Below are 21,200 nucleotides of genomic sequence, written 5' to 3'. Positions count from 1 at the left end.
GGCGGCGGTGGTGCCGAGACCGCTGAAGCCGCGGGGGATGGCGGGGGTGGTGGCGCCGCTCTGCACGCCGGGGCGGGCCGGGAGAGCGGACTCGTCGAGCGGCTTCACCCTGGCCGCGGCGGTGCCGAGGCCGCTGGGCCGGTGCGGCAGGCTCGGGGCCGCCAGCGGCGAGGAACCGTCCACACCGGCCGACTCCGCGCTCTTGCCCGCGGCCGACACCGGGGCGGTCGGCGGGACGCCGGGGGTGCTGATGGCGCCGGAGGTCCCGGAGCTGTCCACGCCCGCCGTCTCCGCGGCCCGGCCGATCGCCGACGCCGCGCCGCGCAGTCCGCCGGGGACACGGCTGGGCGCCCCCGCCATCGCGGGCTGACGGGCAGGCGCGCTCGGCTGGGTGATCCGGAACGCCGAGGTGCCCAGGCCGCTGGGCAGGTGCGGGAAGCCGGTCTCGCGGGGGGCGCCGGGGCTCTCCGGGAAGTGGCGCAGCAGGTCGGGCTCGGCGTAGCGGCGGCAGCCCTCGTGCCACTCGAGGATGCCCGAAAGCCAGTTGCGCAGCTCCTCGGCGTACCCGAGCAGGGTGCGCTGGGCGTCCTCGTCGAGGTCGAAGTCCTCGAACAGCGCGGGCAGGCCGGTCGCCACGACGTGCTCGAACTCGCGCATCCTGGAGTCCATCAGGTCGCCGACGATGTCCATCGCGGTCTGCGCGTCGGTGTCGAAGAAGTTGCGCACCACCAGCACGAGGTTGTGGATCTCGCCCTCGAACTGGATCTCCTTCTGGTAGGAGTAGATGTCGTTGATCATGCAGGCGTAGTCCATGGCCGAGTTCTCCATGGCCAGCACCGGGCGGCTGCGGTACACCTCGGGCGGCACGGTCCGGCCGTGGCCGATGCGCGAGAGGCTCATGGTCAGCTCGGAGCCGAAGGTGCGGCGGCGCATCTCGATGTAGTCGACCGGGTCCGGGATGCGGTTGTGGTAGGCGTTGACCAGCTCCCACACCCAGCTCTCGGCCATGATCTCGATGGCGTGCCGGAACTGTGCCCTGGCGTCGAGGGTCATCGGCGCGGTGGTGCGGGTCCACAGGTCGAGCAGGCCGCGCTCGAGCGCGTTGACCGGCTCCGGGGTCGGCTCGCCGTCGAGCGGCATGAGCTGCGAGAACCGCTCGGTCTGCGCCTTGGCGGCCGGGTAGCTCGCCGCGGTGCGGAAGAACACCGGGTAGTAGTCGTCGCCGTAGGTGCCCCAGGCGAGCCAGCCGGAGGAGATGTCGAGCGCGTCGGCGGAGGCGTCCGGGTGGATGCCCGCCGCGCACAGCGGCAGGTCGTAGTCGCGGAAGCGCTCCTCGTCCCACAGGCCGGGGACCTCGTCGATGATGCCGACCGCGTGGCCCCAGGCGATGACGTTCTCCCTGGCCTGCTCCAGGTGCGGGTTCGACCGGACCGGGAACGGCATCCGCAGCTCGGGCTTGCTCACGTGCCCCGACTGCTCGAACGGGACGTGGGTGAACGAGCGGGCCCGCTGGTCGTGGCTGGCCAGCAGCGACGGCACGATCCTGGCGGCCGAGGTGCCCAGGCCCAGCGGACCGGACAGGGTGCCGGTGCCGGGGGCGCCGCCGTCGTTCATGTACCGGCTGGAGCGCATGTGCCACTCGTGGCCGCCGGACTGCCAGTCCTGCAGGCCCTTGACGTAGGCGAGCACGCCCAGGCGCGAGACCGGGTCGACGGCGTGCTCGTCGAACAGCGGCGGCAGCTCGGTGAGGGTGGTGTGCTCGAACTGGTGCAGCCGGGAGGTGAGCAGGTCGTTGACCGACTCGGCGGCCTCCTGGGTACCGATGCCGAGGAACTTCTCGAACACCAGCACACCGTTGCTCAGCTCGCCCTCGTCGAGCACCTCGCGCTCGTAGGAGAACAGGTCGTTGCGCAGGTGCACGGCGTCGGAGAAGGTGTCGCGCAGCACGTGCATCGGTCGGCTCTCGGCGATCACGGCGGGCACCGCGGCGCCGACGGCGTGCTCCACCAGGTTCGCCGACCAGGGCGCGCCACCGACCTTGCGGCGCATTTCGATGTACTCGAGCGGGTTGGACACCCGGCCGGCATCGATGTTGGCCAGCTCCCACAGCGACTCGTCGAGCAGGTTCTTGGTGCTCTCGACGAATCGGCGCCGCCAGTCCGACGACATCGCGGGGGTGGTGCGCTCCCACAGGTCGGCGAGACCGGCCTCGACCGGGTTGGTGGGGGTCTCGGTGATGGGGCCCTCGACCGGCATGAACAGCCGCAAGCGGTCGAGGTAGGCGCGGGCGCCGAGAATGTCGCGGGTGCGCTTGAACAGCTCCAGGAAGTGGTCGTCGAAGTAGAAGACCCACACGTACCAGTCGGTGATGAGGTCCAACTCGGTCGCGTCGCAGTCCGGGTGGGTGTAGGCGCACAACAGCGCGTAGTCGTGGGCGTCGAGATCGGCCTCGGTCCAGATCATCGTCCCCTGCTGCGGGACGTCGATCATCTCCATCCGCCGCGCCCACACCTTGCTGTGCGCGCGGGCGGTCTCCAGGTTCGGGTTCAGCCGTGCCGGGTAAGGCATGTAGAACTCCGGCAGCTGGAACGGCTGCATCGACACACCCGACCTTCCTGGGGACCAGCGGCCCCGACGACCCTGCGACGCGGTGAAGAGAACCAGTGGTCAGCACCGCGGGCCAACCCCCTGACCCGGAAACCACCCGATCGAGCCGCTCAAGATCGACAACAACCACTCACCGTGCGTCCCGTAGGCTCGACCGGGATGCCGCCGTCCACAGCCGACACCCGCGCGAGGGCCGCCGTCGCCGGGGTCTTCCTGACCAACGGCGCGCTGTACGCGAGCGTCGTCCCCCGGCTGCCGGAGATCAAGGCGGGCCTCGACCTGAGCAACGCCGCCCTGGGCACCGCGATCGCGGCGTCCCCGCTGGGCGCGCTGGTCGCCGGGCTGTTCGCGCCCGCGCTGATCACCCGCCTGCGGTCGTCCCGGGTCGCGGCCCTGGGGATCGTCGCGCTGGCGGTGACCGTCGTGGCCATCGGCCTGGCCCCGGGCTGGCTGGTCCTGGCCTTGGCGATGTTCGCGGCAGGCGCCCTGGACTCGGTGGTGGACGTCGCGCAGAACACGCACGGACTGCGGGTCCAGCGGCGGTACGGGCGGTCGATCGTGAACTCGTTCCACGGGGTGTGGAGCATCGGCGCGGTCAGCGGAGGGCTGCTGGGAGCGGCCGCGGCGGGGTTGGCGGTGCCGCTCTCGGTGCACCTGATCGCGGCCGCCGCGCTGTTCAGCGGGGTCGCGGTGGTCTGCTACCGCTTCATGCTGCCAGGCCCGGACGACTCGGAACGCACGCCGTCGATCCACGCCTCCGGCCGCGCGGTGTGGCTGCTGGTGGCGTTCGGGGTGCTCGCGGCTTGCGGGGCGCTGGTCGAGGACAGCGGGTCGTCGTGGTCGGCGATCTACCTGTCGGGGTCCCTGGGGGCCGGGGCGGCGACGGCTGGGTTGGGGTTCGTGTGCTTGCAGACCGCGATGACCGTGGGGCGCCTGCTCGGGGACCGCGTGACGGACCGGTTCGGCCAGCGCCGGGTGGTGCGGTGGGGCGGGGTGTTGGCGGCCGTTGGGATGGGGTTCGCGCTCGCGGTGCCTTCGGTGGGGACGACGCTGGTGGGGTTCACGCTGGCAGGCTTGGGAACGGCGACTCTTGTACCGGCCGCTATGCATAGCGCTGACGAGCTTCCGGGGCTTACGGCGGGGGTTGGGTTGACCGTGGTGAGTTGGATGCTGCGGATCGGGTCACTGGTTGCGGCACCGGTGACGGGGGTGATCGCGGACGTGAGCAGCCTTCGGGTCGGACTGCTGAGCGTGGTGTTCGCGGGGGTGGTGGTCTTGCTCTTGGGCCGCACCCTGTCCAACTCAACCGCCCACTGACCCCGGCTCGCCTGCGTTCGGCGCTAGCGAGCGGCCCGAGTTGGCGGCAGGGGTCAGGCTGACCGTGGTGGGTGCGATCGGGGGCGTGGGCAGCCTGCTGAGCGGGGTGTTCGCGAGGCTGGCGGTCTTGCCCTTGGGCCACGCCTTGCCCACCTGCCGACGCGGGCTCACCGGCGTTCGATGCCCCGACTCAAGATCAAACCGATCGGAGCAGCCCCCGATATACAGCTTACCGAGAGCCACCGACGAAACGTCGTGACCAGCGGCGGGCCCTGTGGACAACTACCAGCGGTCCGCGCGTTTCCCTGAGGCCAGCCACCCCTTCCTCTTCTCTTCCCTTCTCTTCCCTTCCCACCCCGGCCCTTCCTTGCCCTGCCCTGCCCTGCCGTGGCCGTCTTTCCGATGTGCGCCCGACACCACCTCCGGCCGCGCCACTTCAGCCAACTCATGTCCATTATCTTGATAGCTGATTGCGCATGTGGGATAGCTAGGTGTAGGTGATAGGCACCGAGTGCGGCGTGGTAGGAGGGAGGGGTGTCTCAAGTTGTGGTGGTGGGTGCCGGGCCGGTCGGGTTGACGGTGGCGGCGTTGTTGGGGCGGTGTGGGGTTGATGTCGCGGTGGTGGAGCAGCACCCGGCTGCGTACGGGTTGCCGCGGGCGGTGCACCTGGACGGGGACGCGGTGCGGGTGTTGCAGGCCGCGGGGGTCGGGGGGCGGTTCCGGGCGGTGAGCCGGGGGATGCCGGGGCTGCGGCTGGTCGACCCGGCGGGCGGGGTGCTGGCGGAGTTCGCCAGGGGGCTGGGCGAGTTCCCGGAGTCGTCGATGTTCCACCAGCCCGACCTGGACCGGGTGCTGCTCGACGAGGTCGGCGACCGGGTGCGCCGGGGCGTCACCGTCACCGGGGTCACCGACCGCGGCGTGCGGACCGACCGCGGCGACATCGACGCCCGGTTCGTGCTGGCGTGCGACGGGGCGGACAGCTTCGTGCGGCGGCACCTGGGGATCGCGAGCCGGGAGCTGGGTCGGCCGCAGGCGTGGATGGTGGTCGACGTGCGCAGCCGGGACGAGCTGGTCGACTGGGGCGGGGTGCACCAGGTGTGCGACCGGCGGCGGCCCGCCACCTACATGCGGGTCACCGGGGACCACCACCGGTGGGAGTTCCGGGTGGGCGGGCAGCCGCGCGCGGCGCCGTGGTCCGGTGGCGAGGTCGTGCGCGCCGCGACCTACACATTCCGCTCCCGGGTGGCGCGGCGGTGGCGGGTCGGCCCGGTGTTCCTGCTGGGCGACGCGGCGCACGAGGGTCCGCCGTTCGTCGGCCAGGGGCTCGGGTCGGGGCTGCGGGACGCGCACAACCTGGCGTGGAAGCTCGCCCTCGTCCTGCGCGGCGGCGACCCCGCGGTGCTCGACACCTACCAGTCCGAGCGGTTGCCGCAGGCGGTGCGCACGATCCGCGCGGCGCAGGTCGTCGGCTGGGCGCTCGGTGCCGGACCCGCTCGGCGGCAACTGATCCGCGCCGCGGCCCGTGTCCCCGGCGTGGCCGCCGCGGCGGGAAAGCTGCCCACTCCCCCGCTCGACCCCGGGCCGCTGGTGGGCGGAGGCCGGTTGGCCGGGCGCGTGTGCCCGCAGTGGTCCACCCCGGACGGCTGGACGGACGACCTGCTCGGCGACCGGCCGCGCGTGGTCGACCTCGACTCCCCCTACCGGGACTGGCTGCGCGCCGCCGGGGTCCGCGCCGCGCTCATCCGTCCCGACCGGATAGTGCTGGACACCGCGAGGTCCACCTCGGACATCGCCGGACTCACCGAACTGGCCGCCACGCTGACCTGAACCGCGCCGGTTCTCGTTCTAAGCCAACGGTTCCCGATCGGACTCGCGCAGGGCGTCGGCCACCGAGTGCGACAGCGCGATCGGTCGGACGGTGCCCGCGAGCGTGATCGTGCGGTGGGGGGCCGAGTTCTCGGCGGCGACGACCACCAGCCTGCCGCCGGTCTCGTCGGCGCGGTAGGCGGCGGTGACGATGACGTCGACGCCCGCGGCGCTGAGGAAGCGGACAGCGGTCAGGTCGAGCAGGACGGTCGCGTGGTCGGTCTGGGCCGCGCTGAGGTGGTGGTCGAGCAGGTGGGCACTGGACATGTCCACCTCGCCGGTGACCGCCAGCACCGCGTGCGCGGGGCCGGGGACGCGGACGAAGTCGAGCAGGGGACGCGTCAAGGACGCCGCCCGAGGTCACACATCCGCATGGCGCTCAAGTGTAACCACTCGGCGCGGACCGGGGAGCGGCGATTATCAGCTAGTCCACAGTGGACGAACGGGTCAGCCCAGGCAGAGTTCGTTGCCCTCCGGGTCGGCGAGCACGATGTGGTGACCGGCGAACTCACCCAGTCGGGTAGCTCCCGCGGCGACGAAGCGGTCGGCGGCCTCGGTGATCCGCGCCCACCGCTGCTCCGGGGTGCCGGTACCGGCGACCCGGACGTCCATGTGCAACCGGTTCTTCGCGGTCTTCGGTTCCGGGACCGGCAGTAAGGAAAGGCGCGGCGCCACACCGTCCGGGTCGTACAGCCAGGCGCCCTCCCCGCCGTCCTCGTCTTCCTCGAACTGCTCCAGCCACTCCGCGCGGGTGGCGAACGGCGCGGGCGGCGGCTCGTCGACGTAGCCGAGCACGGTCTTGTAGAACTCCGCGAGCCGCGGCGCGTCCGCGCAGTCCAGCGTGAGGTCGACCTTGAACCCCATCGGATCCCCCTCGGTCGGTGGTGGCACCGGACTCTACGAGCGGGTTCCGACAATCCCACAGTTGACTTATATAAGCCGGTACTGACACAGTGGCACTGTGCACGCGTTCGACGTCCTCGGGGATCCCGTCCGCCGCCGGATCCTCGAACTGCTCGTCGACGGCGAGCGCTCGGCCGGGTCGATCACCGAGATCGTCCGGTCGGAGTTCGGCATCTCGCAGCCCGGCGTCTCCCAGCACCTGCGGGTGTTGCGGGAGAACGGTTTCACCTCGGTGCGCGCCGAGGGGACCCGGCGGCTGTACGCGGTCGACGCGGACCCGCTGCGGGAACTCGACCAGTGGCTGGACCGGTTCCGCCGGTTCTGGGACCAGCGCCTCGACGCCCTGGCGACCGAGTTGGCCAGGGGCAGGCGCGCCGCGGCACCGCACGTCACCGAGGAGCAACCATGATCGACATCGCCGCGCAGATCGGCGCCACCGGCCGCGAGGTCACCGAGGCCGAGGGACTGGTCCGGGTGCTGCTCACCCGCGACTACGACGCCGAGCCCGCCGACGTGTGGGACGCGCTGACCGACCCGGACCGGCTGCGGCGCTGGTTCCTGCCGATCACCGGCGACCTGCGCGTCGGCGGCCGGTTCCACCTGGAGGGCAACGCGGGCGGGGAGATCCTGCACTGCGAGCCGCCGGCCCGGCTGCGGGTCACCTTCGGCGACGCGACCAGCCTGGTGGAGGTCCGGTTGATCGCGGGGCCGCGGACCCGGCTGGAGTTGGAGCACAGCGTGCCGGTGGCGTTCGCGGGGAGCGCGGCGGGGTCGCTGTTCGTCGGCCCGGGCTGGGATGGGGCGGTGCTGGGGCTGGCGTTGTTCCTGGCAGGCGAGGTGGCCGACGACCCGGTCGCGGCGGCGAACTCGCTGGAGACGCAGCGGTTCAACCTGGCGTCCATCGAGGCGTGGGTCGCGGCGAGCACGGGGGCCGCTTCCTTTGCCGAGATCGAGGCCGGGCGAGCCGCGGCCCTTGCGCAGTATTGCCCGGACGTCAAGGACTGACGCTCCGCATACACCCGTTCGGCGCAAACCAGCCTGCTATCGGGCGAATGGTGCATAACCCGAAACTATGAGTCATTGGGATGGGCGCGTCAGCGACCAACCCGGCATGCTCAAGTCACCCTGCACCACTCCGATCGGAGCTTCGCACGGCCGTCGCGGAAACCGGCCGTCGGCTCCGGGCCCCGGGTCACCCGAATGGTGGGTCGGCCACGGGTACGGGCCGGACACGCGACCTACGCCCTGCGTGTCCGGCCTCGCCTGTGTTGATTCCCTCCCGCCACTGTGCCCATTTCCTCCCGCCACCCGCCCCCACATCCCCGCCCGGCATCGTTCCCGGCTTGGCGGCGGAGGGCACCCGGCAGCGTTCCGATCTGGCAGCGGACAGTCGCCGGTGGTGTCCCCGGCTTGGCAGCGGAGGGTCACCCGGTGACGTACCCGGCCTGGCAGCGGACGGTCGCCTGCGGCGTACCTGGCAGCGAACAGGTATTGCACCGGTCCTGGCTTGACGGCGGGACAATCGCCGGTGGCGTACCCGGCCCGGCTGCGGGTAGGTACTGCACCGTTCTCGGACTGGCAGTGGCCTCATCGTCCCGGTCCGGCGGCGAGCGGTGGGGGTCATCGGGTGTTCAGGTGCGGGGCGTGGGGGGTGGGGGTGGGGTGTGGCAGGATCCCGGCGCGTGACCACGCTACGTATCGCCGTGCCCAACAAGGGGTCGCTCAGCCTGCCCTCCGACCAGCTCCTCACCGCGGCGGGGTACCGGGTCCATCGCGCCAACCGCGAGCTCATGATCGACGACGCCCGCAACGACGTGCGCTTCTTCTTCCTGCGGCCCCGCGACATCGCGCTCTACGTCGGCTCCGGCACGCTCGACGCGGGGATCACCGGGCGTGACCTGCTGCTCGACGCCGACACCGGTGCCGAGGAGGTGCTGCCGCTCGGTTACTCGGCCTCGACGTTCCGGTTCGCGGCGCGGCCGGGGGACCTCACCGCGGTCGCCGACCTCGCGGGCAAGCGGGTCGCCACCAGCTACCCCGGGCTGGTCGCGGCGCACCTGGCCGAGCACGGCGTCGAGGCCAGGCTGGTCCGGCTCGACGGCGCGGTCGAGACCTCGGTGCAGCTGGGCATCGCCGACGCGGTGGCCGACGTGGTGGAGACCGGCACCAGCCTGCGCAACTCCGGGCTGGCCGTGTTCGGCGAGCCGATCCTGCGCTCCGAGGCCGTGCTCATCCGCAGGCCGGACGCCGACGAGACGGTCGCCACCGCGGTGGAACGGGTCCGCCGCAGGCTCAAGGGCGTTCTCATCGCCCGCCAGTACGTGATGATCGACTACGACTGCCCGACCGACGTGCAGGAAGCCGCCTGCGCGCTGACACCGGGCATCGAGTCGCCCACGGTGTCCCCGCTGGCCCGCGAGGGCTGGGTGGCCGTCCGCTCCCTGGTCCCCCGCGACCGCGCCCCCTTCGTCATGGACGAACTCTGGGAGGTCGGCGCCCGCGCGATCCTCGTCACCCCGCTCGAGTCCAGCCGCATCTAGCCGCAGTCAGGGGCGGGGCGCGAGCTCCGCCCCTGACTCGTCGCGGATGAGGATTGCCGCAGCGGGGCAGGTGTCGGCCAGGTCCAAGATGTCCTCGTCCGGGGTAAGAGTGCCGGTGATGGTTTCGGCGTAAGAGCCGTGGAACCGGAAAATGTCCGGGCGGGAGCCCGCGCAGATGCCGGAGCCCAGGCAGCTCCCCGTGTCCACGCTGATAGACCAGGTCATCGTTCCTCCCACGCCACCGGCAGCGTGCGCGGTCCGCGCACCAACATCTGTGTCTTCCACACCGGGTCGCCCGCCTCAACAAGGCCAGGTAGGGCTAGCAGCGCCCGGAGAGCCTCTTGCAGCTCCACCCGAGCCAGAGCCGCACCCAGGCAGTGGTGGGCGCCGTGGCCGAAACCCAGGTGAGCGGTGGATTCACGGTCGAAACGGAGCCGGCCCGCGTCCGGGAAGCGGGACTCGTCGTGGTTGGCGGAGCCGATGGCGGCCAGGACCGGGTCGCCCTTGCGGACCAGGACCGCGCCGACCTGGACGTCCTCGGTGGCGTAGCGGGCGAACGCGGACGTCGCGCCCAGCGGGACGAAGCGCATCAGCTCCTCGACCGCGGCCGGGATGAGGTCGGGGTCGGCGCGCAGCTCGGCGAGGCGGTCGGGGCGGGTGAGCAGGACGTGCACGAAGTTGGGGATCTGGGTCGCGGTGGTCTCGTGCCCCGCGACCAGCACGCCGACGCACAGCTCCACCAGCTCGCGCTCGGTGAGCCGTTCGACGTCGTCGGCGCGCGCGGCGATCAGCGCGGACATCAGGTCGTCGGCCGGTTCCTCACGGCGCTGCGCGACCAGACCGGCCATGTACGCGGACAGCTCCTGGTCGTTGCGGGCGAACTCCTCCGCGGTCAGCGCGGCGGTGGACAACAGCCCGTCGCTCCACGCGCGGAACAGGTGCCGGTCCTCCGCGGGCACTCCAAGCAGCTCGCAGATGACCTGAACCGGCAGAGGTAGGGCGAACGCCTCCACCAGGTCGGTAGGGGAACCGGCGGCGCGCATGTCAGCGACAAGTCTGTCCGCGATCTCCCGGACCCTCGGCCGCAGCCGCTCGACCCTGCGCACGGTGAACGCGCTGGCCACGAGCACGCGCAGCCGCGTGTGGTCGGGCGGGTCCATGGCCAGGATGCCGCCGGAGCCGCGGTGGAACTGGACGCGCGGTTCGTCGCGGTCCACGGACGCGGCCCGGCTGAACCGGCGGTCGCCGAGCACGAACCGGGCGTCGTCGTAGCGGGTCGCCAGCCAGGCGGGCTCACCGAAGGGCAGCTGCACGCGGATCATGCCCGGGGCGGTCCGCGCGGCACCGTAGGCGGGCGCGAGGTCGAGGCCCTCCGGGCGGTTGAACGGGTAGTCCTGGACGCGCTGGTCGGCCGCGGTCATTCGCTCCCCCTCCGGTCTCGTTCGGGGTCCCCCACTCGGGTCGCCCCACCCCAACGTACGTCCGACGACGGCGGACCGTCAACGACCAGTCGCGGAGGGTGACACCCGCACGCGCGCGGAGTGGGCTGTCGGCGGGGTGCGGCAGGATGGCGCGGTGAACTGGACACGTGCCGTGCACCACCTGGAAACCCTGGCCGCGACCTGCGCCGACATGGCGACGCGGCCGGTGGCGATCTTCCCGCTGCGGGTCGGGGCGCTGTGGGTGGCGGGCGCGCTGCTCGGGGACCGGCGCGAGGTGGAGGCGGTCACGGTGGCGCTGACCGTCGACGCGCCCGAGGTGCCGTGGTTGACCGAGCCGCAGGGCGCCAAGCACTGGGCCGCCGCGGCGCGGGTGCCGCAGATGCCGGTCGAGGTGCACTGGCGGTCGGCGCACTCCCCCGTGTGGAACCACCGGCTGGAGCGGCCGGTGCTGGTGTGGTCGGTCGAGGACGGGGTCGACGCCGACGTGCTCGCGGCGATCACGCGCGGCGAGGCGGAGGCGCTGCGGCCCGCGGCCCCGACGTCCGAGGAGCTGCGCACCAGGCTGGCCGACGAGCTGGCGCTGAGCCTGCGCGCGGTGCGGGACCGTACCGGCGAGTACGCCGAGCGGCGGTGGAAGCCGGGCAAGCTGGAGCCGGTGTCCGACGCGCTGTGGCAGGCCAGTACCGGCTACCTCGATCTACTCGATGTGATCAAATAGCGCCTTCCGGGTATTGCGAACTGGCAACCGTCACCCGAACGGAGGTGTGAGACTGGTGGCAGCTGGATACACAGCTACCGTCCGACAACACGCGAGGGAAAGCAGAGTCACCGTGCCCGACGTCGACCCGAACCCGATCTACACCGCGCTGCTGCGGGAGCAGGGCCTGCTCGAGGAGCCGATCGGCGCGCCGATGCCCGAGCCGGAGCCCGCCTGCCCGTAGCTCTCACCTGGCTCGGAGCTCGGCCACCGCCGCGCGCACCGCGGGGTGGGCCATGATCTCGTCGACCGTGAGCGGGAGCGGGAGTCGCCAGTTGGGGTACTGGTCGACGGTTCCGGGCAGGTTGGGTTGCCGCAGTTCCCCCACCAGGTCCTGGGGGGCGGCGAAGACCAGGGCACACGGTGTCCTGGCGATGAACCGGTGCAGCGCGAGCACGATCTCCTCGACGGTGGGGTCGGGGCCGATCACACCCTCCTCGGTCAACACCCGCAGGATGTCGGCGCGTTCGGCCGCCGCGGTGACCTCCTCGGCCTCCGGGTCCTTGAGCAGGCCGAGCTCGGTGCGCACCCGGACGTGCTCACCGGCGAGGAAGCCCGACGCGGTCGGGAGGTCGTGGGTGGAGATGCTCGCCGCGGCCTGCCTGGGGTAGCGGTCGGCGGGGAGTTGCCGGTTGTCGCGGTCGCGCTGGAACCAGGCGACGGCGCAGCTGAGCACACCGCGCTCTTGGAGCTGTTCGGTGACGTACTCGGGCACGGTCCCGAGGTCCTCGCCGATGACCACGGCGTTCGCCCGATGCGCCTCTAGCGCCAAGACGCCGAGCATCGCCTCACCGTCGTAGTGCACGTACGTGCCACGGTCAGGGCCCTCGCCCGGTGGGATCCACCACAGCCGCCACAGTCCGGCGACGTGGTCTACGCGGATGCCGTCGCCGTGGGACAAGACCGCGCGGATCATGTCGCGGAACGGCAGGTAGCCCTGCTCAGCGAGCTTGTCCGGGCGTAGAGGCGGCAGAACCCAGTCTTGCCCTAGCGGGCTGAACGCGTCCGGGGGCGCGCCAACGGTGACCCGCGAGGCGAGGACGTCTTGCAGCGACCACCCGTCCGCGCCGCCCGGGTCCACGCCGACAGGCAGGTCGTGGATGACTCCTACGCGCATACCGGTCGCGGCAGAGCGAACGGCGTCGAGTTGTGCTGCCGAGCGCTGTTGGAGCCAAGCGTGGAAGGCGACCCTGTCTGCGAGTTCGGTACGTGCGGCGACTACGGCCAGGTTCGAGGGGTGGCGCAGTTCGGCGGGCCAGGTCCGCCAGTCGGGGCCGTGCCGTTCGGCGAGCGCGCTGAACGTGGCGAAGTCGAGCAGGTCCGCGTCGAGGGTGGCGAGGTCCGGCAGGCGCGGCCCGAGCTGGGCGAACGCGGCCGTCTTGGCGGCCCAGACCCCGTCGTGGTCGATCCGCGGCCCGAGGTCGGGGCGCAGCGCGAGGACGCGGTCGCGGGTGGCCTCGTCGGCGGCGGCGAACTCGGGGGTGTCGAGGACCGACAGGTGCAGCGGGTTGAGGGACCGCCTGCTCGACGGCGAGTACGGGGACTTGCGCACCGGCGTGGTCAGCGCGCCCGCGGCGACCGGGCTCACCAGCACCGCGCCCGCCGCGTCCTTGGCGGCACGGGCGACGAAGGCGCGCAGGTCGCGGTAGTCGCCGATGCCCCACGAGTCGGGGCCGTGCAGCGCGTAGAGCTGGACCATCCACCCCCAGGTGCGCTCCAGGTCGGGCAGCCTGGCGGGGGTGACGGCCAGCGAGGTCTCCCGGTTGCCGACCCGCAGCCGGTGCCAGCCCAGCGGCAGGTCGGGCAGCACGCCGTCGACCGGGACGACCCCGCCGTACTCGAGTTCCACCTCGCCGCGGCCGACCTCGACCCGGGCGCCCTGGCGGAGCACCGACGGCACCGCGGCCCTGGTCGGCGGGTCGCCGAGCTCGGCGAGGATGGCCCTGACCACCTCGGGGTCGACCACGACGCGTCGCCGCTCACCGTTCTCGTAGTCCAGCGCCACTCCGTGCGCCGCGGCCAGGTCGGCAAGTCGATCGTCCACAAGGGAGCCTTTCGGAAGGGGTCGGCTCCCATTCAACCGGACCGGTGCCGCTTTCGCCGGTTCCCGCGCGGTGCCGGGCGGGCGGTGCGGTCCCGATCACCCGGCTCGGGGCCGGTCCACCTCGGCTGCCTTCGCGATGCCCGCGCCCATGAGGCCGAAGACGATGTCGTGGGCGGGTTTCTGGGCGTACCAGTAGAGCTTCCCGGCGAGGCCGTGCGGCTGGAACCAGGTGGTCTGCTCAAGGCCGCTCTCCCCCGGTTCCCGGCCGTCGACCGCGCGGAGCGAGAGCCAGGCGCGGCCGGGGAGTCGCATGTCGGTGCGGAGGAGCAGTTCGGTGGTGTCGTCGGAGCGGTCGACCACGGACCAACTGTCGACGGTGTCGCCTACCGCCAGGTCGGTAGGCCTACCTCGGTGCAGGCCCACGCCACCGATGACGTGGTCTAGGGCTCCTCTGACGGACCACGCGCCGGGGACGGTGTGCCAGCCGTTGTCGCCGCCGATGTCGGTGATGACCTGCCACAACCGGTCGCGGGTAGCCCTGACTCGGGTTGTCTTGCGGTCGCGGAGCATGTCCGGGGAGTCGACCGGTGGCCCTTCCGGTGCCGGTACGCCCAATGCTTCTCGGAGCGCGCGGTCGAGGCTGGTACCGCCACCGGGCGGAGGAGGCAGTACCTCAGTCGGCACGAGGTCATGGCGTAGTGATTCGAGCAGCGCGCGAACAAGCGGTTCGGGCGTGAAGGCCGCGACAACGGCGGGCGGTACGACTACCGGCAACGGAAGTCGTCGGGGAAGGCCTGCGACTCGCGCGCACCGCTGGACCAAGTCGAGGTAGGTGACGGTGTCCGGCCCGGCGATGTCGGCAATCAGGTTCACTGGCTCGCTTGCCGCCGCCTCGACCAGGTAGTGCAAGACGTCGCGGATCGCGATCGGGCGGCTGCGGTTGCTCATGTACGTGGGGTTGGGCAGCACCGGGCCACCTCGGGCGGCTTTCGCCAGGAGTTCGAAGCTGGCGGAGCCCGCGCCGATGATCATCGAGGCCTGGAGGACCAGGGCGGGGGTCGGCGCGGCCAGGAAGATGTCGCCGACCTGGGCCCGGGACGCGAGGTGGGCCGAGACCTCGCCCTCGGTCGGGCGGGGGCCGCCGAGGTAGACCACCTGCCGGACCCCGGCCTGTGCCGCGGCGTCGGCGACGGCTCGGGCGATCTTCTCGTCGTTGGCGACGAAGTCGCCACCGGTCATCGAGTGGATGAGGTGGTAGACGACGTCGACCTCTCTCATAGCCGCGGTCAGAGCTACCGGATCGAGCACGTCGCCGCGGATGGCGTCGTCTCCGGAGGATTCGTCGAGTGACCTCGCGAACGTGCGCACGTGGTGGCCTGCCGCCGTGAGGGCCGCGGTCAGGTGGACACCGATGTAGCCGCTGGCTCCGAGGATGAGGCAGGTGGACACGACCCCATCTTGCCCAATTCCAGGATCAGAGCGAGTTCTGGCGAGGGGCGAGGATGGTGGCCGGGTCGGCGTCGGGTGTGGTGAGCCAGCGGTTGAAGGCTTCGGGATGACGTCGCTCCAACTCGTCGAGGTAGCGCTGCCGGGCGCGGAGGACGACAACCGCCTCCCTGGGGGTCTTGGCGTCGCGCAGCGTGAGAAGGGTGTCCTTCCACCGCGCGCACAGGTGCTCGGTGGAGTAACCGCGGCCTCCCCGCAACGGGAGCGCGGCGACGACCAGGGCACCAACGAGAGCGAAGCCGACCCATTCGACCAAGATGACCAGACCCGCCGTGCCGATCAAGGTGACGTACAGCGCGGCCGACAACGCCGACGCGCCCAGGTCGAGTCTGCCGTTGCCGGTAAGAGCGGCGGATAACGCTAAGCCAAGGCAAATCGACGTTATAGCAAGGAAGACGAGAGTCCACGTCCGCAGCAGGGAGACTCCCGCGCAGACGCCGGTGAACCCGACGGCGGCGGACAGCGCGGTCAGCACGAGTTGGTAGGGGCGCGCCCACTGTCGTCGCAGCACGTGTCCTCCTAGGGTCACCGGCCCTCCAATGAGCTACCCCCGTCCGGTCACTCCCAATCGTGGCTCCTGCGCCCATCGGGCGAAGCGCCGCTGACGTCCTTGCCCCGCGCGAACGGTGCTCTATGCTTCGAGGACTTCCCGACGGCATGAACCGAGGCCGACATGGTTCCCCGCACCCGGATCCCGGCCGTTCCCCTCCCGACGCCCCGACCCGCGCGCGGGCACGTCAGCACCGCGACCGTCGAGCAGGTCGGCCGGTGGGCGGTGCTGGTGACCGTGCGCGGCGAGGTCGACCTGGTGACCACCCCGGCCGTGCACGAGGCACTGCGCGTCGGGCTGGCCACCCCGGACGCGCTCCTGGTGGTGGTCGACCTGTCCGAAGTGGACTTCCTGGCCGCCGCCGGGCTCGGCGCGCTGGTGCTGGCGCGCGACACCGCGGCCTGCCGGGCGATCGACCTGCGGCTGGTCGCGCACGGGCGCTCGGTACTGCGGCTGCTGGACATCACCGGGCTGCGGCGCACGTTCCGGTTGCACCGCGACCTCGCCGGGCCGCTCGGGCCCTACCTTCAGCGGTCGGCGAGTTCCCGGTAAGGGGTACGGAAACCGTCCTTGGCGAGCGCGACTAGGTCCCGCCGCGAACGGAACGTGACCACCGCGGCACCGGCCAGGTAGACGCTGGACAGCGCTACCAGTTCGATGCCCTTCACCGACTCCGGCAGCACGGCAGCGAGCACGAACTGGGCGACGAACAAGCCGAGCAGCAGCAGACCGCCGCGCACGGTGATCGTCAGGCTAAGCAGGAGCGATACCGCGAACAGCGACTGCGCGGCGGTCAGCAGCAACTCCTCCCGCTGCGCGGCATCGATCGGCAGCCCCGAGGTCGAGGCCGAGGCGATGGCGAACACAACGGGCAGGGTGCCCACCAGCAGGGTCCACTGGTTGACCTTGGAGGACACCAGGGTGGCCAGCGCGTCGGTGGTCTTGAGCCGCCAGGCGTACAAGCAGGCCACCAGCAGCTCGGGGGCCTCGGACGCGAGCGGGGCCAGCCACTGGACCAGGAAGAACTGGCTGATGCCGACCTGGGTGCCGGTCTCGACCAGCGCGTGCGCGAAGTTCTCCGCGACCAGCAGGATCACCACGGCGGCGAAGGCGAACAGGCCGACGCACGACAGCCTGCGGTGCAGCTTCGGCTGCTCCCCCAGCACCTTGGCGACGCCTTCGAGGTCAGGGTCACCCGGCGGTGCTTTCGCGACCCGGACGGCGTAGAGCACGAAGATGGCGACCAACACGGCCGCGTCAATCAGGGTGATGCTGTGGCGCAAAGGAAGGGTCAACGAGTAGAGGGTCGCCACGGCGAGGAACGCCAGCGGGACCGCGTCGGTGCGCTCCAAGGTGACACCCGCGTGCTTCTTGTGCCCACCGCGCTCGCTGTCAGCGGAGTGAGCGCCACCGCGGCGAATGCGCCAAGCGGCGAGGAGAACCACTAGAGCCCAGCCGACTCCGACGAGGATCCGGTTGGCACCGGTCATGTTCGCCAGGGCCAGACCACAGCTGGAATGGTCGTTAGAGCCAGGTGGGACGCAAGCGGGTCCGTGCTCGGCGAACGCGCGGCCGCCCTCGGACGCGAACACGAAGTCGACCGCGTACTCGGGCAGGACCGCGATCAGCGCGAGGACCGTGATCGCCAACCCCGGCGAGATGTCGACCTGGACGGCCTCGGCCACCCAGGACAGCACGAAAGCGGCACCGATGACCGCGATGCCGAACAGCAGGGCCGCCAGCGGCGGGGTCAGGTGGACGCCGGTCACCCCGAGGAACACCCCGGGCGCGGTGGCCACCGCGGCGGCACCCAACGGCGCCGCGGCCCGCCTGGTGGCGGGCCGCGGCGAGTCGGTGATCAATGCCCGTCCGGCCCAGCCACGCCGCCGCGACGCGCCACGGCCTCCGGGCCCAGGTCCGGCCGCACCGGCGCGCCCTGCCGCACCGGCACGTCCTGACCGGGGACCGCCCGGCCCGCCCTGGGGGCGGGCACCGTGCCGTCCGCGCCCGCCGGGACCGTCCCGACACCGGGCTCGGCGCCCGGCGCCCGCGACAGGCGGGTCTCGGCGGTGCCGTTGGCGCGCGCGATGTCCTCCGAGTCCACGGCACCCGCGGGCGGGGTCGGCGCGCTGTCGAGCGGCACGCCGTTGTGCTGCATGTGGTCGTAACGCTGCTTGGTGAGGTTCTCGGCGTCGAGCCGGTCGCGCATCCGGGTCAGCATTCGGATGGTCAGCGCGTGTGCCACCGCGAGCAGCAGGAGCACCACGCCGAGCTTGCGCACCATGGCCACGAGTTGCGTGTCGCCACCGAGGTCGATGGCCGAGATCAGCAGCAGGACGCCGAGCACGGCGAAGTGGAACAGCACCGACACCAGCCGGGCCATCGACCGCGCCGACTCGTCCTCACCGTAGGAATCGGCCAGGTACCTCAGCCCGCTGCGGTAGATGATCTGCCCATCCGCCACCACCAGCGCGATCCCGAGGACCAAGAACAAGACATACGTACCGTCGTCCACGACAGGCCCCTTCCACCCAACCGGTCACGGTGGGTATACCACCGGGTTCAGGGCGTGAAACCGGGGCTCAGCGCAGCCAGCGGGGCTCCTTCACCCCGAGGACCTTCTTCCAGACCCGGCCGAAAGACTCTTCCGCGCGTCGCCCGCGAGCCTCTTGCCTCGCGTAGAGCACGCCGTAGGTGAACCCGTTCTCCCCGCTCAGGTGAGCACGTACGCCCATGCCGCGTAGTTCGCCGCGCGCGACGGTGACGTCCTGTCGGGTTCCTAGCACTGACTGCGCCTTCTTGACCCTCTTACCCCAACGCTCCAGTTTCGGCCCGAAAGCGGGGGCGACAGCTTCCGCGGCGTAGCGGGCCTTCTTCGCGTCCTTACGTACCTGATGCAGGGCGGTGTCACGGTCCGCGGCTCCTTCCACGGCGGCGACCGAGGCCTGCAACGTCCGCCACGCCTTGACGACAGGCTTGCGCAGCTGGTGCACGGCCGGTCGGCGGGCCTTCTTGGTCCACGGCGGGTCGGCCAGGAACGCGTCGAGGTCCGCGAGCAGCGCCAGGTAGCGCTCACCGTCCAGCTCGGACACAAGAGCCTTGCGCGCGTCCGCCTGGGTCCGGCTCAGCTCGGCGTCCACAGTGGCCGGGACGGCGCCGAGCACGTCCTCCGAGGGGAGTTCCCGCAGCTCGGCGGCGAGTTCCTCGGCCAGTACCTCCGCGTCCCTGGCGGGCGAGGCGACACCGCCGATCCACTTGAGCTCGGCCCGCAGCGCGTTGACCCTGTCGGCGTCGAGCAGGGGCCGGAAGGCGCGCAGGGCGCTGCGCAAGCGGCGGCTCGCGATGCGGAACTGGTGGATCGAGTCGTCGGTGTCGACGCGGATGCCGGTGTCGTTGGCGCGGATCGCCGCGGTCTGCGCCTGCAGGTAGGACAAGGCGACGTCGGCAGCGGAGGGGTTGGTGGGCAGCGGCGCGGGCTTGCGCGGCTTCGCGCGGTCGCCGAGGGCTTGGGCGAGCTTGGACGTGGACTTCGCGGGGGTGGCGCCAAGAACCTCGCCGATAGCGTCTAGGACGTCGAGGTCGGTGGCCTCGACCTCTAGCTCCCGCCAGGAGTGGGCAGTGCCGTCTACGGGGTGGGCTGTCACGGCGTCGTCGGCGATAAGAGCGATGGTGGTGCCGTCGGCGTCGCGAAGCTCCCACTCGTCGCGGTGGGTCGTGATGCGGACGACCGGGGTCAGTGGGGCGCCCAGGGTGTGTGACCGGACAAGGGAGACCAACGCAGCGGGGACGGTGCTCTTAGCGCGGCCCAGCGGGAAGCGGATCTCGTCGCGCACGTTCGGGGCAACCGGGAGCTTCGCGTGCCACCCCGCGTCGTCGCCTCCAGTTCGCCTGCGCAGGGTGATACCCGCGCGGGCCAGGCGGAGATCCACGGTGTCGAAGTACGTTGCGTCCAGGTCCGCGCCGCGCGGACCCTCGCACGAGTGCACCGGGCCGGTCCCGCTCAGATCGGGCAGGGTGTAGTCGGCGGGGGCCTCGTACTTGCGTTCCGTCTCTCTTACCTTCGTAGCCACACCCCACTATGACATCCAAGGCCCGTCTGGGTGACTCGTGGCCCGCGTGGGTACTACGGGGGCAGCTTGTGACACCGAGGAGGGCATGTGACCGGGCAAGAGTTGACGGTGGGCGTCGAGGAGGAGTTCTTCCTCGTCGGGCCGGACGGGCGACTGGTGAACCAGGGGCCGGAGGCGGTCGCCGGGATCACCGACGTCGACCTCAAGCCGGAACTGCTGCGCTGCCAGGTCGAGTCGGCGACCGGTGTGCTCAAGACCGCGGGCGAGATCCGCGACGAGCTGACCGAGCTGCGCGAGCGCCTGGCCGCGGGTGCCGCCGAGCAGGACGCGCTGCTCATCGCGGCCGGTACCGCGCCGCACGCGCAGCCGGACATCTCCGAGATCGGGCCCGGTACGCGCTACCACCGCATCGCGCGGCACGTGGGGCCGTTCATCTTCAGCGGGATGACGTGCGGGTGTCACGTACACGTAGGAGTGGAGGACACGGCTACCGCACTACGAGTGGCCAACCATCTGCGGCCGTGGCTACCGGCTTTGCTAGCGATGTCGGGCAACTCGGCCTTCTATGACGGTGCTGACACCGGTTACGCCTCCGCGCGCCACCTGCTGTGGAACCGGTGGCCCACGGCAGGGCCGCCGCCCTATATGGACTCCACCGACGAGTACGAGTCGATCGTGAACGGGTTGCTCGACACCGGCGTGGCCATGGACCGGAAGATGGTCTATTGGGACGTGCGGCCCTCGGAGGCACAGCCGACCGTAGAGGTCAGGGTGTCCGATGTGCTGGGTACGGTGGAAGAGGCGGCGTTCATGGCTGTCCTGATCCGGTTGCTGGTATCCGACGCGTTGCGCGCTACCGACACCGCGCCGAGAGTGCCGACGGAGGTCATCCGAGCGGCACAGTGGCGGGCGGCGAAGGGAGGGCGCTCGGCGGCCGTCCCCGATCCGGTGACGGGGTCGCTGCGAGAGGCCACTGCCGTGATCGGCGACCTGGTGCGCGCGCACACCGACGAGCTACGGGCCAGCGGGGAGCTGGACTTCGTGCGCGCCACCATGACCTGGCTCGACCACCACGGCGACGGCGCGCACCGGCAACTGGAGGCCGCGGAGAACAGCGCCGGCGTCGACGGCGTGCTGCGGCTGCTCGCGCGGCAGACGAGTTTGTCGCAGAGCGTGGCCGGGTAGGTCGAGCCCATGAGCGACGACGGCTACGACTCGACCCTGAGCCAGGCGGAGAGCCTGGACGAGGACAACCTGCGGGTGGACCCGCTCGAGCAGGGCGTCGAGCCGCCGGAGCACTGGGCCGAGGCGGACAAGTTCGGCATGACCACCGCCGAGCAGCGCGCTGGGGAGAGCCTCGACGAGCGGTTGGCGGAGGAGGAACCGGACGTCACGGCGCAGGATGATCCGCCTGGGCCTGATACACCGTTGGCGCGGGTGGACGATCGGATCGACGAGCAGTCCGCTGTGGACGACGCGGTGCCTGCTCATCATCGGCACACGGAGGCTGAGCTGCGTGGGCAGGCCGCTGATGAGGCGGGCGGGTCGGTTGCTGAGGCGTTGCGGGAGGGTTGATCGAGGTCTTGGGGGGATCCGGC

General features: G+C 71.5%; 20 protein-coding genes and 1 pseudogene. 9 read left to right on the top strand and 12 right to left on the bottom strand.

The window, feature by feature from the left end; translation table 11 throughout:
- Positions 1 to 381: 381 nt before the first annotated feature.
- Positions 382 to 2,598: pseudogene (locus BMY07_RS00330) on the bottom strand (terpene synthase family protein); the annotation flags it as partial.
- Positions 2,599 to 2,766: 168 nt separating this feature from the next.
- Between BMY07_RS00330 and BMY07_RS00325 the strand changes: the two are divergent.
- A complete protein-coding gene (locus BMY07_RS00325) occupies positions 2,767 to 3,924 on the top strand; it encodes an MFS transporter (RefSeq protein WP_092774363.1) in 1,158 nt (385 codons plus the stop codon).
- On the opposite strand, the gene BMY07_RS33320 is transcribed toward BMY07_RS00325, so the two are convergent.
- On the bottom strand, positions 3,910 to 4,095 hold the full coding sequence (locus BMY07_RS33320) for a hypothetical protein (protein ID WP_143073283.1): 186 nt from the start codon (positions 4,093 to 4,095) through the stop codon (positions 3,910 to 3,912). The genes BMY07_RS00325 and BMY07_RS33320 overlap by 15 nt on opposite strands.
- A 363-nt stretch (positions 4,096 to 4,458) precedes the next feature.
- On the opposite strand from BMY07_RS33320, the gene BMY07_RS00320 reads away from it, so the two are divergent.
- Entirely contained in the window at positions 4,459 to 5,751 is a 1,293-nt protein-coding gene (locus BMY07_RS00320; RefSeq protein WP_092774362.1) for an FAD-dependent monooxygenase, read from the top strand.
- Between the two features lie 18 nt (positions 5,752 to 5,769).
- Here BMY07_RS00320 and BMY07_RS00315 read toward each other — a convergent pair whose 3' ends face one another.
- Positions 5,770 to 6,135: an STAS domain-containing protein gene (locus tag BMY07_RS00315; protein WP_092774361.1), complete on the bottom strand. Its 366-nt coding sequence runs from the start codon at positions 6,133 to 6,135 to the stop codon at positions 5,770 to 5,772.
- Positions 6,136 to 6,237: 102 nt separating this feature from the next.
- Positions 6,238 to 6,654 carry a VOC family protein gene (locus tag BMY07_RS00310; RefSeq protein WP_092774360.1) on the bottom strand — a complete coding sequence of 139 codons (417 nt, stop codon included), beginning with the start codon at positions 6,652 to 6,654 and terminating at the stop codon, positions 6,238 to 6,240.
- Positions 6,655 to 6,751: 97 nt separating this feature from the next.
- Here BMY07_RS00310 and BMY07_RS00305 point away from each other — a divergent pair, with 97 nt between their 5' ends.
- The 3 genes from BMY07_RS00305 (at position 6,752) to hisG (ending at position 9,233) form a co-directional block, all read left to right on the top strand.
- Complete coding sequence (locus tag BMY07_RS00305) at positions 6,752 to 7,102, top strand: ArsR/SmtB family transcription factor (protein WP_092774359.1); 351 nt, start codon at positions 6,752 to 6,754, stop codon at positions 7,100 to 7,102.
- Positions 7,099 to 7,698 carry an SRPBCC family protein gene (locus BMY07_RS00300; RefSeq protein WP_092774358.1) on the top strand — a complete coding sequence of 200 codons (600 nt, stop codon included), beginning with the start codon at positions 7,099 to 7,101 and terminating at the stop codon, positions 7,696 to 7,698. Before BMY07_RS00305 ends, BMY07_RS00300 begins: the two co-directional genes overlap by 4 nt.
- Before the next feature lie 677 nt (positions 7,699 to 8,375).
- Positions 8,376 to 9,233, top strand: coding sequence for an ATP phosphoribosyltransferase (gene hisG, locus BMY07_RS00295; RefSeq protein ID WP_092774357.1), 858 nt, complete (start codon positions 8,376 to 8,378; stop codon positions 9,231 to 9,233).
- Positions 9,234 to 9,239: 6 nt separating this feature from the next.
- On the opposite strand, the gene BMY07_RS00290 is transcribed toward hisG, so the two are convergent.
- Positions 9,240 to 9,458, bottom strand: a complete 219-nt coding sequence (locus tag BMY07_RS00290; protein ID WP_092774356.1) for a ferredoxin — start codon at positions 9,456 to 9,458, stop codon at positions 9,240 to 9,242.
- Positions 9,455 to 10,654 carry a cytochrome P450 gene (locus BMY07_RS00285; protein ID WP_092774355.1) on the bottom strand — a complete coding sequence of 400 codons (1,200 nt, stop codon included), beginning with the start codon at positions 10,652 to 10,654 and terminating at the stop codon, positions 9,455 to 9,457. The genes BMY07_RS00290 and BMY07_RS00285 overlap by 4 nt, the downstream gene beginning before the upstream one ends.
- 154 nt (positions 10,655 to 10,808) lie before the next feature.
- Here BMY07_RS00285 and BMY07_RS00280 point away from each other — a divergent pair, with 154 nt between their 5' ends.
- The gene (locus BMY07_RS00280) at positions 10,809 to 11,393 is read left to right on the top strand and encodes a DUF7711 family protein (RefSeq protein ID WP_143073282.1); all 585 of its coding nucleotides are present in this window, start codon (positions 10,809 to 10,811) and stop codon (positions 11,391 to 11,393) included.
- Positions 11,394 to 11,619: 226 nt separating this feature from the next.
- Here BMY07_RS00280 and malQ read toward each other — a convergent pair whose 3' ends face one another.
- The 3 genes from malQ to BMY07_RS34005 all read right to left on the bottom strand — a co-directional run bounded on the left by malQ (position 11,620) and on the right by BMY07_RS34005 (position 15,493).
- On the bottom strand, positions 11,620 to 13,476 hold the full coding sequence (malQ, locus tag BMY07_RS00275; RefSeq protein WP_092774353.1) for a 4-alpha-glucanotransferase: 1,857 nt from the start codon (positions 13,474 to 13,476) through the stop codon (positions 11,620 to 11,622).
- 96 nt (positions 13,477 to 13,572) lie between these two features.
- Positions 13,573 to 14,925: an SDR family oxidoreductase gene (locus BMY07_RS00270; protein ID WP_177215352.1), complete on the bottom strand. Its 1,353-nt coding sequence runs from the start codon at positions 14,923 to 14,925 to the stop codon at positions 13,573 to 13,575.
- 25 nt (positions 14,926 to 14,950) lie between these two features.
- The gene (locus tag BMY07_RS34005) at positions 14,951 to 15,493 is read right to left on the bottom strand and encodes a hypothetical protein (RefSeq protein ID WP_177215351.1); all 543 of its coding nucleotides are present in this window, start codon (positions 15,491 to 15,493) and stop codon (positions 14,951 to 14,953) included.
- Between the two features lie 162 nt (positions 15,494 to 15,655).
- Here BMY07_RS34005 and BMY07_RS00265 point away from each other — a divergent pair, with 162 nt between their 5' ends.
- Positions 15,656 to 16,084 (top strand): anti-sigma factor antagonist, encoded by a 429-nt coding sequence (locus BMY07_RS00265; RefSeq protein ID WP_092774351.1) that lies wholly within the window; start codon positions 15,656 to 15,658, stop codon positions 16,082 to 16,084.
- Here BMY07_RS00265 and BMY07_RS00260 read toward each other — a convergent pair.
- From BMY07_RS00260 to BMY07_RS00250, 3 genes are all read right to left on the bottom strand, one after another.
- Complete coding sequence (locus BMY07_RS00260; protein ID WP_245782097.1) at positions 16,060 to 17,394, bottom strand: sodium:proton exchanger; 1,335 nt, start codon at positions 17,392 to 17,394, stop codon at positions 16,060 to 16,062. The two genes, BMY07_RS00265 and BMY07_RS00260, sit on opposite strands and share 25 nt — an antisense overlap.
- On the bottom strand, positions 17,391 to 18,047 hold the full coding sequence (locus BMY07_RS00255; protein ID WP_092774350.1) for a hypothetical protein: 657 nt from the start codon (positions 18,045 to 18,047) through the stop codon (positions 17,391 to 17,393). Before BMY07_RS00255 ends, BMY07_RS00260 begins: the two co-directional genes overlap by 4 nt.
- 67 nt (positions 18,048 to 18,114) lie before the next feature.
- Positions 18,115 to 19,602 carry a CYTH and CHAD domain-containing protein gene (locus BMY07_RS00250; RefSeq protein ID WP_092774349.1) on the bottom strand — a complete coding sequence of 496 codons (1,488 nt, stop codon included), beginning with the start codon at positions 19,600 to 19,602 and terminating at the stop codon, positions 18,115 to 18,117.
- Between the two features lie 87 nt (positions 19,603 to 19,689).
- Between BMY07_RS00250 and BMY07_RS00245 the strand changes: the two genes are divergently transcribed.
- Together BMY07_RS00245 and BMY07_RS00240 are read left to right on the top strand one after the other, a co-directional pair.
- Positions 19,690 to 20,787 carry a carboxylate-amine ligase gene (locus tag BMY07_RS00245; protein WP_092774348.1) on the top strand — a complete coding sequence of 366 codons (1,098 nt, stop codon included), beginning with the start codon at positions 19,690 to 19,692 and terminating at the stop codon, positions 20,785 to 20,787.
- Between the two features lie 9 nt (positions 20,788 to 20,796).
- Positions 20,797 to 21,177 carry a hypothetical protein gene (locus tag BMY07_RS00240; protein WP_092774347.1) on the top strand — a complete coding sequence of 127 codons (381 nt, stop codon included), beginning with the start codon at positions 20,797 to 20,799 and terminating at the stop codon, positions 21,175 to 21,177.
- The last annotated feature ends 23 nt before the right edge of the window (positions 21,178 to 21,200 follow it).

Source organism: Actinokineospora terrae, from assembly GCF_900111175.1.
Taxonomy (GTDB): Bacteria; Actinomycetota; Actinomycetes; order Mycobacteriales; family Pseudonocardiaceae; genus Actinokineospora; species Actinokineospora terrae.
The sequence above is the reverse complement of the archived record's forward strand: the minus strand, read 5'-3'. Positions and strand labels throughout refer to the sequence as shown.